17 protein-coding genes and 1 pseudogene are annotated in these 16065 nt (G+C 52.1%); 15 read left to right on the forward strand and 3 right to left on the reverse strand.

The window, feature by feature from the left end; translation table 11 throughout:
- Nucleotides 1-147 precede the first annotated feature (147 nt).
- The gene (locus tag JK231_RS22555; protein ID WP_211729591.1) at nucleotides 148-444 is read right to left on the reverse strand and encodes a hypothetical protein; all 297 of its coding nucleotides are present in this window, start codon (nucleotides 442-444) and stop codon (nucleotides 148-150) included.
- 115 nt (nucleotides 445-559) lie between these two features.
- Here JK231_RS22555 and JK231_RS22560 point away from each other — a divergent pair, with 115 nt between their 5' ends.
- From JK231_RS22560 to JK231_RS22610, 11 genes and pseudogenes are all read left to right on the forward strand, one after another.
- Nucleotides 560-769 carry a hypothetical protein gene (locus JK231_RS22560; RefSeq protein WP_211729592.1) on the forward strand — a complete coding sequence of 70 codons (210 nt, stop codon included), beginning with the start codon at nucleotides 560-562 and terminating at the stop codon, nucleotides 767-769.
- Nucleotides 770-950: 181 nt separating this feature from the next.
- On the forward strand, nucleotides 951-1376 hold the full coding sequence (locus JK231_RS22565; RefSeq protein WP_249221800.1) for an XdhC family protein: 426 nt from the start codon (nucleotides 951-953) through the stop codon (nucleotides 1374-1376).
- Nucleotides 1377-1713: 337 nt separating this feature from the next.
- Nucleotides 1714-2016, forward strand: a pseudogene (locus JK231_RS22570) (carboxymuconolactone decarboxylase family protein); the annotation flags it as partial.
- Nucleotides 2017-2332: 316 nt separating this feature from the next.
- Nucleotides 2333-3328 (forward strand): MsnO8 family LLM class oxidoreductase, encoded by a 996-nt coding sequence (locus tag JK231_RS22575; RefSeq protein ID WP_211729593.1) that lies wholly within the window; start codon nucleotides 2333-2335, stop codon nucleotides 3326-3328.
- Between the two features lie 13 nt (nucleotides 3329-3341).
- Nucleotides 3342-4478 carry an amidohydrolase gene (locus tag JK231_RS22580; RefSeq protein ID WP_211729594.1) on the forward strand — a complete coding sequence of 379 codons (1137 nt, stop codon included), beginning with the start codon at nucleotides 3342-3344 and terminating at the stop codon, nucleotides 4476-4478.
- Nucleotides 4479-4559: 81 nt separating this feature from the next.
- Nucleotides 4560-5873, forward strand: a complete 1314-nt coding sequence (locus JK231_RS22585) for an LLM class flavin-dependent oxidoreductase (protein WP_211729595.1) — start codon at nucleotides 4560-4562, stop codon at nucleotides 5871-5873.
- Between the two features lie 19 nt (nucleotides 5874-5892).
- The gene (locus tag JK231_RS22590; protein WP_211729596.1) at nucleotides 5893-6825 is read left to right on the forward strand and encodes an ABC transporter substrate-binding protein; all 933 of its coding nucleotides are present in this window, start codon (nucleotides 5893-5895) and stop codon (nucleotides 6823-6825) included.
- A 9-nt stretch (nucleotides 6826-6834) separates the two neighbouring features.
- Nucleotides 6835-7347, forward strand: a complete 513-nt coding sequence (locus JK231_RS22595; RefSeq protein ID WP_097117851.1) for a GNAT family N-acetyltransferase — start codon at nucleotides 6835-6837, stop codon at nucleotides 7345-7347.
- A gap of 9 nt (nucleotides 7348-7356) precedes the next feature.
- The gene (locus tag JK231_RS22600; protein WP_097117852.1) at nucleotides 7357-8277 is read left to right on the forward strand and encodes an amino acid ABC transporter permease; all 921 of its coding nucleotides are present in this window, start codon (nucleotides 7357-7359) and stop codon (nucleotides 8275-8277) included.
- Nucleotides 8261-9055, forward strand: a complete 795-nt coding sequence (locus JK231_RS22605) for an amino acid ABC transporter ATP-binding protein (protein WP_058962363.1) — start codon at nucleotides 8261-8263, stop codon at nucleotides 9053-9055. Before JK231_RS22600 ends, JK231_RS22605 begins: the two co-directional genes overlap by 17 nt.
- Nucleotides 9055-9960 (forward strand): ABC transporter substrate-binding protein, encoded by a 906-nt coding sequence (locus tag JK231_RS22610; RefSeq protein ID WP_211729597.1) that lies wholly within the window; start codon nucleotides 9055-9057, stop codon nucleotides 9958-9960. The genes JK231_RS22605 and JK231_RS22610 overlap by 1 nt, the downstream gene beginning before the upstream one ends.
- Before the next feature lie 95 nt (nucleotides 9961-10055).
- Here JK231_RS22610 and JK231_RS22615 read toward each other — a convergent pair whose 3' ends face one another.
- On the reverse strand, nucleotides 10056-11417 hold the full coding sequence (locus JK231_RS22615) for an EAL domain-containing protein (RefSeq protein WP_097117854.1): 1362 nt from the start codon (nucleotides 11415-11417) through the stop codon (nucleotides 10056-10058).
- Between the two features lie 401 nt (nucleotides 11418-11818).
- On the opposite strand from JK231_RS22615, the gene JK231_RS22620 reads away from it, so the two are divergent.
- From JK231_RS22620 to JK231_RS22630, 3 genes are all read left to right on the forward strand, one after another.
- On the forward strand, nucleotides 11819-12379 hold the full coding sequence (locus tag JK231_RS22620; RefSeq protein WP_097117855.1) for a non-canonical purine NTP pyrophosphatase: 561 nt from the start codon (nucleotides 11819-11821) through the stop codon (nucleotides 12377-12379).
- Complete coding sequence (locus JK231_RS22625) at nucleotides 12376-13170, forward strand: SIR2 family protein (protein WP_034829783.1); 795 nt, start codon at nucleotides 12376-12378, stop codon at nucleotides 13168-13170. Before JK231_RS22620 ends, JK231_RS22625 begins: the two co-directional genes overlap by 4 nt.
- Before the next feature lie 74 nt (nucleotides 13171-13244).
- Nucleotides 13245-13619: a YebG family protein gene (locus JK231_RS22630; protein ID WP_097117856.1), complete on the forward strand. Its 375-nt coding sequence runs from the start codon at nucleotides 13245-13247 to the stop codon at nucleotides 13617-13619.
- Between the two features lie 98 nt (nucleotides 13620-13717).
- On the opposite strand, the gene JK231_RS22635 is transcribed toward JK231_RS22630, so the two are convergent.
- The gene (locus JK231_RS22635; protein ID WP_211729598.1) at nucleotides 13718-14824 is read right to left on the reverse strand and encodes a Fic family protein; all 1107 of its coding nucleotides are present in this window, start codon (nucleotides 14822-14824) and stop codon (nucleotides 13718-13720) included.
- Between the two features lie 555 nt (nucleotides 14825-15379).
- Between JK231_RS22635 and JK231_RS22640 the strand changes: the two genes are divergently transcribed.
- Nucleotides 15380-16006, forward strand: a complete 627-nt coding sequence (locus JK231_RS22640) for a PQQ-binding-like beta-propeller repeat protein (protein ID WP_249221801.1) — start codon at nucleotides 15380-15382, stop codon at nucleotides 16004-16006.
- The last annotated feature ends 59 nt before the right edge of the window (nucleotides 16007-16065 follow it).

Consider the following 16065-nt stretch of genomic DNA (forward strand, 5'->3'; position numbering starts at 1 on the left):
GGATTTAGCATTCACGTCTACCGTGTATTAAATGCGGAGTGATCAAAGGCTATTACCCCGCATTCCACTTGAATGACCCGTCACTGATTGTGTCAGTACTTTAATGGCTCAGGCGGTAAATCCATCCAGGCCGTTAAAGTCGCAGTATTAGAAAAGCGTTTCTTTAATGCTGATTTCATCCACATGGAGGATGGTGGACATGTCAAAACCGTCCATATCTGACTTGAAATCCTTGCTGGTCATATACTTCTGATTTATAGCCTCTACATCGGCTCCTTCCTGATAGGTCACTGTTGCTATGACCTGACATTTATTCCCCAGAAAGACATCATTGACATAGATATCATAAGCGGGAAGGGAAGCCATGTGACGAGGCCAATGTCTGTGAAAATAAATGTCTGCTGACTGTTGGTCTTTAAGAGTATAAATCCTGACTTGTTTCATCTCATTCATCCTGTTGTGAAAGTTTTCATTAGCGTAGACAAACAAAGCATACAGATTTTTTTATTAAAAAATTTGGCAAATGACCACTTTTCGTCCAATGCTGTCAGGAGGATCTATGTTTCAGCAGCCTAATGCCCAAATAAGCCGTTATGGTATTCACCGCCTTAGGTTTATTGTGGTGGCGGTCCGCATCGGTCCATACTGGAGAATGCGGGTGGTTGCCACCCCCGAATATTTCAAAAATCATGGCATTCCTGAAACACCCTACGAGTTGCAGCATCATAACTGTATCAACATGCGCTTGCCGACATGGGGGGGTGTATAGCTGGGAATTCATCAAAGATTAAAAAGAAGCTTGAGAAGAGACTGGTCATACCTAACGCCTGCCATGCGGTTAAACCCGGCGATTATGCTAGTCACACCTTTGCTCAGATCAAGGGGGCGGAAGTGGTGCTCGCCCTCTCGGCTCCGCTCAGAGTAATTATTGCTGGCCTCTCGAATTTGCGTTGTTTTGCGCGAATTTCGCGCTGGCACTGGGTTTTGAAACGCTGGTGTGTGAACACCGTGAAGAAGTGCTGCTTAACATGGCGGGCGATCTTGATAATGGCATCACACTGATCAGGCAATTCCCGGCGGCCTACATAGAACGAGAGGGTTGCCATACCGCTACGGCGATCCTTTCACTGACCCACGATCCGCCTATTGACGATCTCACGATGATGGAGGCGGTCAATCTGCCGGCTTTTTACATTGGTGCGATGGGTTCGATGAATAATAGTCAGCGCCGTAAAGAGCGTCTGGAACGGATTGGTGAATTGGAGCCCCGGCAGATCAGCAGAATCCATGCCCCAGTGGGGATCAATATTGGCAGCAAAACCCCTGCTGAAATCGCGCTCTCAATAGCCGCCATCCCGTGTTGCCAGTCAAATTAACCGATCTGGGCTGTCTTAAGGATGTTGATACGCCCGCGATGCTCAGTCTGCTCGCACAGCGATTAATTGAGGATGAAAAAGGAGGTGTATAAGTGGAGGCCTTTCCTCTGATCATTGGTGAATTTTTTTCATAAACCCATCCTGATTTGGCCAACTTATCAATCAATCTCCGTGGTCTTACACTTTTAACCGCAATGAATGTGGCCGCCACTACCCCGGTGGTCATCACCCCAACTGAAGCAGGGAGCCCGCATAATGAGTATTGCTGCTGCACTCAGCTTGGCGTTATCTGTCTCAGCCGTTTATGTAAAGGAGAACACATCCATGAACACTGTTTGGAAGTCCGGTGAAAGGGCCATTGTTTGAATTCGCCCCGGCGATCGATCAGTTCCTCAAAGCGCATTTGTTTGGCGACATTTTCGCGCGCGACAACCTCGACTGGAAAAGTCGTGAGTTAGCTACTGTGGGCGCATTAGCCGGAATGAGCGGTGTCGAGTCGCAATTGCTATCACATCTGCGCATCAGCATGAATGTCGGCTTCGACAAATCACAACTTGCCGAACTGCAGGCGGTGTTTAACGCGCAGGGAGAAAAAGCGGTCGCTCAGCGAATTGAAGTGGTGTTGGCACAGATAAAATAATAAATCCCTTATAAACGCACCGGTATTTATTCCGGTGCGTTTTGCTGTTCAATATAAGAACGAAGAGTGTATTCCGTCAGACTTATATCCAATCGTGCAAACCTTTCCCGATTAGTTTATTACGCTCAACCACCCGTCATTCGCAACGCTGAATGATGCACAACCCTCTGTTTTACATTATCTATTTATCTATGAATATTCCGCACCACCCTGATATACATTAATTAAAAATGCATACGACAATAATATGTTTTACCCATTACCCGCCGCCATCACACACTGCTCGCCATCATCATTGAGGAAAAGGAATTGGCGTATGTCATATCGACTGAGCTTGTTAGATAAATCGCCGATTGCCGATGGAGAGAGCGCTTCGCATGCCCTGCATCGCACATTACAGCTGGCGCAGCAGGCTGAGGCCTGGGGCTATCACCGCTTCTGGCTGGCAGAGCATCACAACACTGACCGTCTGGCGAGCCCCTCTCCTGAATTGCTGATCGCCTGGATCATTGGCCAGACGCAGCATATTCGCGTCGGCTCTGGTGGCGTGATGTTGCAACACTACAGTCCTTACAAAGTTGCCGAAAATTTCAATCTGTTAGCCTCGCTCGCGCCAGGCCGTATCGATCTCGGTGTGGGTAAAGCGCCAGGCGGTTTACCGCTCTCCACCCGCGCTTTACAGCAGGGCATCCATCAGGAAGAAAAGGGCAGCTTTGCTGAACAGCTTTCACTGCTGGATAGCTGGCTGGATGTTCCGCCGGTGGGTGATGAAGAGATCCTGCGCGCCACGCCGCAGCCGCCACGTCCGGCAAACCGATTCCTGCTGGGTGCCAGCGAGCAAAGTGCCAGGCTGGCAGCAGATCTGGGCTGGCAACTGGTGTTTGCGGCACATCACAACGGCGACCCGCTGTTGATGGAGCAGGTTTTGAACAGCTATCGCCAATACAGCAACGGCAAGCAGGCTCTGGTTGCCGTGCAGGTGGTGGTCGCCGATTCCCCGGCGGAGGCTGATTTGCTGGTGGATAATCTGCGCGTCTATCACGTCAGTGTGAAAGATGGCCCGAGTGTCAACGTGGGCAGCGTTGAGCAAGCTGAACGTTACGTGCGACAGGGCGGTTATAACGATTATGTCATTGAGCCGCGCACGCCATCGTTGCTAAAAGGCACTGCCGCGCAGGTGCATGCCAAACTGGATGCTTTGCACCAGAATTTTGGCATTGAGGAGTTCGTGATTGATACCCCGATTGCTGAGGGGCAGGCGCGAGTGAAATCTCTCGAACTGCTGGCAACGCATCGACTGGTTGCGGCGTAATTGGGAGATAACCATGACTCACACAAGCGAACAGCAACTGATTGACTGGCGACGCGAGCTGCACAGCTGGCCTGAGCTGTCTGGATATGAGGTGGAAACCACGGCGCGTTTGCGCCGCTGGCTACAGGACGCTGGCTTGCAGTTGCTCGATTATCCACTGGAAACCGGTCTGGTGGTTGAAGTGGGTCAGGGTGAAACGCTGATCGCGTTGCGAGCTGATATTGATGCCCTGCCGATTCATGAAGCCACCGGCCTCGCCTACCGCTCGCGTAATGCGGGTGTGATGCACGCCTGCGGCCATGATGTGCACAGCGCGGTGATGCTGGGCGCGGCGCTGCAACTGCATGCGCTGGAAGATCAACTGCCGGGGCGCATCCGTATTCTGTTCCAGCCAGCCGAAGAAAATGCCACCGGTGCGCGCAAGTTTATTCAAGCCGGCGTGCTGCAAGATGTGCAGGCAATCTTCGGTATGCACAACGAACCAGGCTTACCGACGGGTGCTTTCGCCACGCGCGGCGGGGCGTTTTATGCCAATGCCGATAAGTTTGTGGTGCGCGTCGCCAGCCCTGAACAGGGCGTGGATGCCATCCTGGTGGCCAGTCAGATCATTCAGGCACTGCAATCACTCACCAGCCGCAGTTTTAACACTCTTGATAGCCTGGTGTTGAGCGTGACGCGCATCGATGCCGGTCAATCTGGCAACACTTTACCAAGAGAAGCTGAGTTTGGCGGCACTGTGCGCACCCATGACAAGCAGGTGCGGGCGCAGCTGGAACAACGCGCGCGTCAGATTGTCGAGCAGATTGCTGTGGCAAACGGTGCGACCGCGACCTTCAGCTGGCATCCAGGTCCGCCGGTGTTAGAAAACGATGCACGCTGGGCGCAGTTTGCCAGTGAGATTGCTCAGCAGGTGGGGTATCGGGTGCAAACCGCAGAACTGCACCTCGGCGGCGAAGATTTCGCCTATTACCTGCAGCAGATCCCCGGCGCGTTTGTCAGCATCGGCAGTGCCAGCGAATTTGGTCTGCATCATGGCGGCTTTAATCCCGACGAAGCACTAATCACCCCAGCCGCGCACTATTTCACCCAACTGGCGCAGCAGGCCTTGCAGCATCTCAATGCACGATGTCGTGACGCAATTCTGAGTTAGCCCATTTAACCCAATATCCTCCGCTTTGTATGGCGACGAAACCGTCGCCGTCAGGCTATGCCATGGAAAAGAGAGAACACTATGACTGCAAGACAACTGCGACTCGGCACCATTATGCATGGCGCATCCGGCAATATGTCCGCCTGGCGTCATCCGGCGGCGCAGGCTAATGCCAGCATCAATTTCGACTATGCAAAACACATCGCGCGCAAGGCGGAAGCTGGCAAGCTGGATTTTCTGTTTGTCGCCGATGGTTTGTTTATCAATGAAAAATCCATTCCCCATTTTCTCAATCGCTTCGAACCGCTGACGCTGCTGTCGGCGCTGGCGGGGGTGACTGAGCATTTAGGATTGGTCGGCACGGTCTCCACCTCTTACAGCGAACCTTTCACCGTCGCGCGTCAGTTTGCCAGCCTCGATCACCTTAGCGGCGGGCGTGCAGGCTGGAACGTGGTGACCTCGCCTTTGGAAGGATCGGCGAAAAACTTTTCGCGCCAGCAGCACCCGGAGCACGCGCTGCGCTATCGCATCGCCGATGAGTATTTGCAGGTGGTGAAAGGGCTGTGGGATTCGTGGGAAAGCGATGCTTTTGTGCGGAACAAAGAGAGCGGTCAGTTCTTCGATGCCGCCAAACTTCATACCCTTAATCACCACGGTGATTTCTTCCAGGTGCAGGGGCCACTGAACATCGAACGCACGCCGCAGGGACGCCCGATCGTGTTTCAGGCCGGTGCGTCAGAGGATGGGAAGAAACTTGCAGCGCGCCACGCCGATGCCATTTTCACCCACCAGCCGACGCGCGAAGAGGCACAGGCTTTCTATAGAGATGTGAAAAAGCAGCTGGTGGCAAACGGACGTGAGCCGCAGGATCTGCATATCTTCCAGGGCGTTGGCGTCATTGTTGGCGACGATGCTGAAGACGTTGAGCGCCAGTACCAAACCACCGCCGCACTGGTGTCTATCAAAGATGCATTGAACTACCTCGGTCGCTTCTTCGATCACCACGACTTCTCGCAATACCCGCTTGATGAGCCTTTCCCGGACATTGGCGATATCGGCCAGAACAGCTTCCGCAGCACCACCGATGAAATCAAACGTAAGGCGCAAGAGCACGGTCACACACTGCGTCAGGCCGCACTGGAAGCGGCCACGCCGCGTCCGCTGTTCTTTGGCACGCCAGAAGAGGTGGCGGATGGATTACAGCTGTGGTTTGAAACCGAGGCCACCGATGGCTTCATTATTCAGGGCGGCACGCCGGATACCTTCGAACGCTTTGTCGATCGCGTCATCCCCCTCTTGCAAGCGCGCGGCCTGACCCGCAGCGAATATCCTGGCACCACGCTGCGTGCCAGCTTCGGTCTGAAAGACCCGGTTAATCAGTTCACACAACAATAAATTAAAGAGAAAACACGCTATGCAGAAAGAATCCCTGATTGCGCTGATGTTGCTGAGTTTAAGCAGTGCGGCTTTGGCTGAAGACGTGGCGGTGAACGGTCAGCAGATCAGCATCGAAGCCAATAAAACACCGGTGAACACTGCGGCAAATCCCGCTGCGGTGGCGCAAATTCCGGCCGGACATAAGTTTGCCGTGCCAGGCTCATTTACCGTGGCGGTGGCCGCACTGAACTCCCCGCCATTAACCGTATTTAGTGATGACAACAAAACCCTGCTCGGCAGCGAAGTGGATATCGCTCGTCTGGTGGCCGACAGCCTGGGATTGAAACTCAATGTGGTGCCGACCTCGTGGGAAGACTGGCCGCTGGGCGTGGCTTCCGGCAAATATGACGCGGCGATTACCAATGTCACCGTGACCAAAGACCGTAAAGAGCGCTTCGATTTCGCCACCTATCGCAAAGATTCCCTGGGTTTCTACGTGAAATCCAGCAGCCAGATTAAATCATTGAACAAAGCTGAAGACATCGCCGGGCTGCGCATCATTGTGGGTTCCGGCACCAACCAGGAAGCGATCCTGCTGGCGTGGGACAAAGAGAATCAGGCGAAAGGACTAAAGCCTTTCACCCCGGTTTACACCAAAGATGATGCTGCGCAAACGCTGGCGCTGCAGTCCGGTCGCGCCGATGCCTACTTCGGTCCGAATGTGATTGGCGCGTGGAAAGCCGCGTTAACTCATCAAACCAAACTGGTGGGCAGCGTGGATGGAGGTTGGCCGAAAGCCGCTCATATCGCGGTGACGGTAAAAAAAGACAACGGTCTGGTGCAGCCGATTAACACCGCGCTCAACGGCGTGATCAAGAACGGTGATTACGACAAGGTGCTGAACCGTTGGGGTGAAGGCGTGGAGCGTCTGGATCGCTCTGAAATCAACCCGGCCGGTCTTGGCGACTAAGGAGGCTGCATGAGCCAGCAATTTTTCCGCGAAGTGCATCCTGAGGCCGCTGAGTTGCAGCCGATTATCACCGGTCTGTTTGGCGAGTATGCGGCACGTTACGGTGATTTCTTCAAAAGCTCCAACGAGGTGGAATTAACCGAGTGGTACTTGCCGCCGCGTGGGCTGTTTATCGTGCTGGAGCGTGACGGCGAGATCATCGCCATGGGCGCCTATAAACCTTATGACGAGGTGACCGCGGAATTTAAACGCATCTGGACGCGTAGCGATCTGCGCCGTCAGGGATTGGCGCTGCTGATTTTGCAGGAGCTTGAACGGCGTGCGTTGCGTGCCGGTTATCAGCGCGTGTTCCTGACCACCGGATTTCGCCAGCCGGAAGCCGTTCAGCTGTATATCGGCCACGGTTATCAGCCGCAGTTTGCGCTACTCGAAGATATGGAAATCTACAGTCAGCCACCTCATGACGGACGTTTACGCTTCCTCAAGGTGATCGATGTGCACAGCGTGGCGCAGGCCAGCTAAGGAGTTGAGATGAGTCAGGAAAAACATTTAACCGTGGTGCCCGCACGCTATCCAGGAAGGATCATCGGGGCGATTGTCGCACTGTTTATTCTCGCCAGCGTGATTGATTCGGTGGCCTTTAATCCTCGTTGGGAATGGCGTGTGTTTGCCCGCTGGTTCTTTGATCCGGTGATTCTCACAGGGCTGGGGCAAACGCTGTTACTGACGTTGTTTGGCACGGTGCTGAGTTTGATTTTTGGTGGCCTGCTGGCGCTGGCGCGGCTCTCTTCATCATGGTTATTGAGCACGCTGGCGTTTGGTTACATCTGGCTATTTCGCTCGCTGCCGCTGATTGTGGTGCTGATTATTCTCTATAACTTCTCCTACCTGTACGACACGCTGTCGCTCGGCGTACCTTTCACGGCACTGTCGTGGGGCCATTTCCAGACCATCAATGTGCTGGGGCAGTTCCCGGCAGCGGTGATTGGATTGACGCTGGTGCAGAGCGCCTACAGTGCGGAGATTATTCGCGGCGGATTTTTGGGTGTCGATCACGGTCAGTTTGAGGCAGCGTCGGCGCTGGGATTGTCCTCGTCCCGTCGTACCTTCCGCATCATTCTGCCGCAGGCATTGCGCGCCATTATTCCCACCACCTTTAACGAAATCATCAGCCTCGCCAAAGGGACTTCCATGGTGTACGTGCTGGCGATGCCGGAACTGTTTTATACCATCCAGATGATCTACAACCGCACGCAACAGGTGATCCCGCTGTTAATGGTGGGTGCGGCCTGGTATCTGATTATCACCACCGTATTGTCACTGCTGCAGCACAGCGTTGAACGTTGGCTGGCCCGCAGCGTGACGCGTGAACCGCAACCGTCGCGCTGGCGTCAATGGCGCAATCGCTCTGCTACCGCCAATGAGGAGCTTTCTCATGTCCGAAGCCATTGATTATCGCAATCTGCACACTACCGGTGCCATCAGCATTACCGGCGTCAGTAAGTCATTTGGTAAACACAAAGCGCTGGATGACGTCTCGCTGGAGCTGGAGCCCGGCTCGGTGACGGTGATTCTTGGCCCGTCAGGATCAGGGAAATCCACGCTACTGCGCACCATTAATCATCTGGAACGCGTGGATGAAGGGTTTATTCAAATCGACGGCGATTACATCGGTTATCAACGGCGTGGTGACAAGTTGTATGAGTTGAAAGAGAAGGCGATTTTGCGCCAGCGCATCAACGTCGGTTACGTGTTTCAGAACTTCAATTTATTTCCCCATCTGACGGTTTTAGACAACCTGATTGAAGCACCGATTGCCCATCGTCAATTGTCACGACGCGAGGCGATTGAAAGGGCGGGAGAATTGCTGGATATCGTGGGATTGCGCCATAAAGCTGATGCCTGGCCGCGCCATCTGTCAGGTGGCCAGCAGCAGCGCATCGCGATTGCACGTGCGTTGATGCTGAATCCACGCGTGATGCTGTTTGATGAACCGACCTCGGCGCTCGATCCTGAGTTGGTGGGTGAGGTGCTGGACGTGATTAAGAAGCTGGCACGCTCCGGCACCACCCTTGTGATTGTCACGCACGAGATTGGTTTTGCGCGCGAAGTGGCGGATCAGGTGGTGTTTATGGTTGATGGCCGTATCGTCGAACAAGGCAGTACGCACCAGGTGCTGAACCAACCGCGTCATGAGCGTACGAAAAGATTCTTGGCGCGGGTGCTTTAATGGAGAGAATGATAGTCAGCGCGCTGGCCGCGTGGTTGTTCAGCTCGCCACTGTGTGCCGCGGAAACGCTGGATGCAAAAAACAACGAAACGCCAATCCACATTCCGGCTAACCCGCAAGCCATCGCCAAAATTCCGGCTGGATTTCATTTTGTGACGCCGGGATATTTGACGGTCGCGACTTCCGCATCCAATTCCCCGCCGATAGGCTTGTGGGCATCAGACAATAAAACGCTGATTGGTAGCGACCCTGATTTCGCCCGGCTGCTGGCCGACAGTTTGGGGTTGAAACTCAAGCTGGTGCCTGCCGCCTGGGAAGACTGGCCATTGGGCCTCACCGCCGGACGTTATGATGTGGCGATGTTTAATATCGCGGTGACGGAAGAACGGAAACAGAAGTTTGATTTCGCGACTTACCGCGCGGATAACCATGCGTTCGCCGTGAAAACGGACAGTGCAATCACGGCGATCAAAGGGCGCGAGGACGTGGCGGGTAAACGCATCATTGTCGGTTCCGGTACCAATCAGGAGAAAATTTTGCTGAGTTGGGATGCGAAAAACCGTGCACAGGGGTTGGCTCCGGTTCAGCCGATATATCTCAATGATGATGCCTCAGCGACGCTGGCGTTGCTCTCCGGGCGCGCCGATGCTTCATTTGGCCCACAAGCCATGGCGGCATGGAAAGTGGCGTCACGCGGTCAAACCAAAATCGTCGGTCACGGTCCGTTCCGCGCCTGGGTGGCAGTGACGACTAAAAAAGGTAATGGGCTGGATGTGGCATTACAGCAGGCGATCAATGGAGCGATAACCAGCGGACAGTACCAACAAGTGCTGGCACGCTGGGGAGAACAGGAGGAGGGCGTGGAGGTGTCACAGGTCAATCCGCCTGGGATTGTTTATCAATAATTTTTTTGTAAATGCCTGATATCCGTGATATCGCCGAAGTGATACTTTAATCCTGTACATAATGGCGGCTCAGCTGCCGCCATTGCAAAAGTCTCTTAAGTGGTGGCTTTACGGATCCAAAGCGCAGCCTCTCCCGCAGGGAGTGGACGGGCAAAGTGATACCCCTGAAACAGATTACACCCTTTGTCGCGCAGGTAGTCGAAATACTCTTCGCTTTCGATCCCTTCAGCCAGAACGTTCAATCCCATTTCACGCGCCAGTTCAATGGTTTTATGTACCACAATCCCGGCAGATTCGTTGTCAAAAATATGCATGATAAGCGATTTGTCGATCTTGATATCATCAATCGCGAAATCACTGAGCGATTTAAGCGATGAGTAGCCCACACCAAAATCATCAATTGCCCACTTAATGCCCAAATGACTAAAGTGCGAAATCACCGAACCAATGCGTTTCTGATCATAAATAAAAGTGGTTTCCGTGATTTCAAATTTTAATCTTTCCGGACTGATTCTGTGGTGCGAAAGTGTTAACAGTGTGTCCTGAGTAAAATCACGATGCATCAATTGTAATGGGCTTATATTAATGGAGAACATCAAATTGCTAATATTGTGAACACGTTGCCAATCCGACATCTGCTGCAGTGCGCGTTCCATCACCCATCTTCCAATCTCGATGATCAATCCGCTTTTCTCTGCGATGGGGATAAAGACCTCAGGTGAAATAAAACCTTTCACAGGGTGCTTCCAGCGCAGTAACGCCTCGAAGCCAACCAGTGTTTTATCAACATCAACCTGTGGCTGGTAGTATAGTTCAAGCTCATTGTTTTCAATGGCGCTTGAGAGTTCGCGTTTAATCAAATCGGTTTCAGAATAATCACCGCAGCAAGTAAAGGCGGTAAGCAGCAATGCGACGATGGGGACACCACAATTCACAAGATAAAAGCCTTTTTCTTTTGGAATATTCAATTGAAAAGCGTTATCGTGCCACGTCAATCCCGTCATGATGAAAAATAGATAAATAACCAGGCAAATTATCGGAAAGATTTTACTGAGATAATTGTTCTGCTGGCGTAACACTAAAGCAGAACCAATCGTTAAAGCAATTAAATAATTATATTCTGAATGTTTCCCAGTTGCGTGATAATTATCGATTAATAGCAACGCGATGATGACGATAAGCAATGCGTGTACAATGATATACAAATTACGCCTTAACCCAGAACAAAAGGCTGCACTAGTAATATATACACCCAAAGCTGTACTCATGCTGTACAAGCAAGTGACATCATAATGACCATTTAAAAAATTTAATAATCCCATCCAGAGCCCGGCAATAATACTGGATGTCCCTGCAATAAGTAAGGTTAAGCGGAGTTTCTTTTCCAGACTATCACCTTTAAACAGGAAAGGGAGGTTGCGAACCATACAATATTTAGAATTGAAATAAGAGATCATGAGCTATTCTCAATTTTTATGTCATCATGGTTTAAAAGTTGATTAGGGTATTTGAGGCAGAACGAACAGATTGTTTCGTTGATTTCCCCATTAATCCTTAACTCCGTTGGTGTCTGGCGTGGCATCTATTAAGGCATTCTTATCAGGTGATTATGATAGCTTGGGATATCCCGTCATGAGTCGATTTCATGTTTCAGGCCGGTTGTAGTCAACGTCGTCAACTGAGCCAAAGCATTTTCTGAACATTAACATTGTTCCTATCCAGGGACAAATCTGCACGTTAGAATGAAACGTGAGCGCCGCTTAAGTTCATCCTGATATTAAGGCGCAATCACCTGAGCTGGACAACCTTCAGCTTGACAATCATTTATGGTCACACCCCATTAAAATAACGGGTTGCAATGAAAATTCGTTTCCTATCTGCAAATGAACTCAAGCTGGCTGAAGTGCGCACCATCCTGGAGCCGGTCGGCGTCGAAGTCATTCCCATTGCCCGCCGCATCGAAGAGATACAAACAGAAAATGAAGTTGAACTGGTACGTGACAAACTCACCAAAGCCTTTTCCATCATTGGGCGTCCACTGTTTGTTGAGCACACCGGCCTGTATCTGGATGGGCTGAATGGATTGCCTGCCGGATTGACGCGCATTTTCTGGAGCCGACTGAACGCTGAGCGCTTCACCAAACTGGTCAGCGGGCTGGACACCCCAAGCGTCACCGCCAAAACCGTGCTGGGCTATTGCGATGGCCGTAAAATGTACCAGTTTGAGGGTGAACTTCGCGGCACCATCGCACCGGCACCGGCAGGACCGCGCGAGTTTCAGTGGGACTGCGTATTCATTCCAGAAGGCCATTCGCAGACCTTCGCCGAAATGGGTGAATTCAAAAACGAAATATCCATGCGCCGCCTGGCACTGGATCGTTTCGCCACCTTTCTAAAAACATCACGGGGACTGGCATGAAACCGGAACTCAAACGCGCCTACGATGCAGGCAAACTGATCCTGTTTGCGGGCGCGGGTATTTCACGCAATCTGGGTTTGCCGGAGTGGCATGAGCTGATTGCGCATCTGGCCAAAGAACTGGGTTACGATCCGAAGATCTTTAATACTTATGGCACACATCTTTCGCTGGCGGAGTACTACAAGCAGCGCAAAGGTTCGCTCGGTCCGTTACGCAGCTGGATGGATCGTGAGTGGCATCGCCCGGATATTGACGTACGCAGCTCTGAAATTCACACCATGATCACCCAAGGTAACTTCTCACGCATCTATACCACCAATTACGATCGCTGGCTGGAGATGGCGCACGAAGCTCACAATGTGCCGTACAGCAAAGTGGCGAATGCGGCGGATTTGGTGTCATTGACCGAAGACAAGCGTCATATCATTAAACTTCATGGTGATTTTGACGATGATACGTCCATCGTGCTGGATGAGAGCAGCTACTTCGAACGCCTCTATTTCGATTCGCCGCTGGATATCAAACTGACGCATGACGTGATGGGCAACTCGGTGTTGTTTGTCGGGTACAGCATCAGTGACTTTAACATTCGTCTGTTATTCTACCGGCTGACCAAGATGTGGGGCCGCACGGGATTGGCTACCGCACGGCCGAAATCCTACCTGTTTACCAACCGCAATAATCCGGTGGCCAAAGAGGTGCTCGGGCAGTGGGGCATCGAAATGATCGTTTCAGAAGAGGACGATCCGCGCAAAGCGCTGGCGACGTTTCTGGAAGAATTACTGGCTTAATGGGCAGAAAACGTTTGCTCAAAAAAGTTTGCTTAGAATATACTGTATATAAATACAGTTAACCGAGGTGCATCATGGCAGTCGAAACCAAATATGTTGTTGTCAGAAAGGGTGAAGAAAAAATGACGTTTGCCAATAAAAAAGACGCGGATGCCTGGGACAAAATGCTCGATATGGCGGACGCCTTCACCGACTGGCTGCAGCAGCATCAGCCTGAGCTGGGTGAAGCACAGGCTGAAGCGTTAGGCATGTTACTGGCTGAGCAGAAGGATGCGGTGCAGCATATCCTGCGTACCAGCAAATTACCGGATGCGGTAAAAGAAGATGCGACAGCCGAAGTCGAGACTGAGGCTTCTGTCGAATCTGAACCCTCTGCGGAATCTGAAGCTTCTGCCGAAGCAGACACCGGTAAACCCGAAAAGAAAGTGCGCGCGGTTAAAGCTGCCTGATACTTTGCTGAGAGCTGAGAGCTGAGAGCTGAGAGCTGAGAGCTGAGAGCTGAGAACTGGGAGCGGCGAGAATGTCGCTCCTGTTGCCTCACTACACTCTACAGCTTGATCTGATAACGCGTACTACGCCCACCGCCCGGTAATTTCTCCAGACAACCTTTCTCCAGTAATTCCGTCAAATGGCGCGTCGCCGTGGCTTTACTGACCTTTGCCACTTTTTGATATTGGCTGGCGCTGATGCCGTCTTCAAACCCTTGTTCTCCGCCATCGAGCAAGCGATTCAATACGCGATTTTGCTCAGCGTTCAATTGGGCATTGTGATGAATCAGCCAGAATTTCGCTTTGTTCTGTATCCGCGTGACCGATGCCAGCGCCTCTTCCAGACTGTCATTAAGCACATCGAGGAACCACAGCATCCAGGCAGTGATGTCCAAATCGCCACGCTGTGTCTCTTGCAAAATCCGATAATAATCCGTGCGACGGGTCAGAATTGATGACGACATGGCATATAACCGGATGCTTTGGCTGTCTGCTTGTGCCAGCGCCAAATCTGTCAGCGCACGCGTAATACGGCCGTTGCCATCATCAAAGGGATGTAGCGTGACAAACCACAGATGACAGATGGCGGCGCGCAGCAGCGGATCGAGTTGAACCTCGTTATGGCTGTGATTAAACCAGCGAATAAACTCATCAAGCTGCTGTTCAAGCCCGTCGCGCGGTGGTGCTTCAAAATGCACGGTTGGGCGATCGATACGCCCGGATACCACTTGCATCGGCTCCTCACCGCGCAAACCACCCACGTTCAGACGCTTAATCGTCCATTCACTCGCCGGGAAAAGCCACTGATGCCACTGGCATAACCGCTCAAACGTGAGTGGCGTATCGCGCTGGGTGATGGCATCCATCATCATGGTGGCCAGTCCTTCGGATCGTTCGGAGACGGGATAGGGCTGCTCCAGCGAGACACCTAATCGCCGCGCAAGGGAAGATCTGACCGATTCGGCGTTAACACGCTCATCTTCAATGGCGGAGGAAGACAGGATATTGGTAAGCAACGTATTGAGAGTTTGCGTATCTGTGTTATCGGATATGCTTGCCCGGCCCAGCAAAATACCGCGCTGCTGCTGGAGATAGCGCAATCGTGGCAGGAGTTTTTCCTCTTGCCAGTGAAAATTTGGCCACTCAGGTTTCTGCCATATCCACATATATTGCCTCATATCCTTTGCCAGTGAGCCAAACAGTCTGGTGATTAGGCTCAATTAATGAGCCATAAAGCCGCTTTATTCGGCTCACATAATGAGTTGAATGATACTGCCTAATCGGCTCAAACGCCAGTTCATTCAGCCCACCAACGAATGTAAGCCGCATGAGAAGGCGAAATGGGTGGCGATTTCAGGCTGAAATTTTAGGTGAGCCAGGAAAGGGTCTGTGTGCCAGATGGCGACCTGAGCGCCGCCATCTGGGAAAATGAAGTGACTATCGCTGTAGCAGTGATGGAGAGCAGATCAATGGGTGAAAAGTGAAAATGTTCCAGAGTAGTAGCTCACCATCCACGCCACATACACCAGCCAAACCAGTAACAATCCCGCTAAGCCTAATTTACCTGTCATGTTGCATTCCTCTTGTTATTTGGCGTCATGCGCCCTGTAAGGAATAAGCTGACAGGATGGTGAGGTAGCGATCTTGCGCCAGATCAAAAACAGCAGGATTTTGTCGCGGAAATACGCAGACAAAAATTGTTCGGGATAGGATATGGGTGTTTGCCCCTGCCTCAACCAGCCTTATTCGCTATTTACAACGATATGCCGAACTACAACATTCTGGTGCCGCGTGCGAAAGCCGATGCGATGGGCTGGAAACCCCGCTATGAAATCCCGTATAACCCACACGATACCGGTCATGCGGAAGGGGCAGGCGATCCACAAATCGGCGTGCCTTACGCGGTGAACGTGAATGCGGGTTGGCGCTTGCCGTACACCGGCATGCTGTGTAAAGAGCCGCCATATGGTGGCATCCGCGCCATTGACCTGCGTGATGGCCGCACTATCTGGGATCGTCCACTGGGCACCGCACGTCGCAATGGCCCGTTTGGTCTGCCAACCGGATTGCCAATTAACATTGGTACGCCGAATAATGGCGGCTCTGTGGTGACATCCAGCGGCCTGATCTTTGTCGCGGCAGTCACCGATGACTTAATCCGCGCCATCGACATGAAAACCGGTAAGGAAGTGTGGAGCACGGAACTGCCTGCAGGAGGCCAGGCCAACCCCATGATCTACACGCAAAATGGACGTGAGTATCTGGTGATTGTCGCGGCAGGGCATCACTTTATGGAGACGCCGGTGGGCGATTATGTGCTGGCATACGCGCTGCCTGAACAGAAATAACCTCCATTGAAAACGGGATTAGGCTGCGGCCTAATCCCGTCATAAACACATTGTCATCA

The organism is Pantoea sp. JGM49, assembly GCF_018257655.1.
Classification (GTDB): Bacteria; Pseudomonadota; Gammaproteobacteria; order Enterobacterales; family Enterobacteriaceae; genus Pantoea; species Pantoea communis.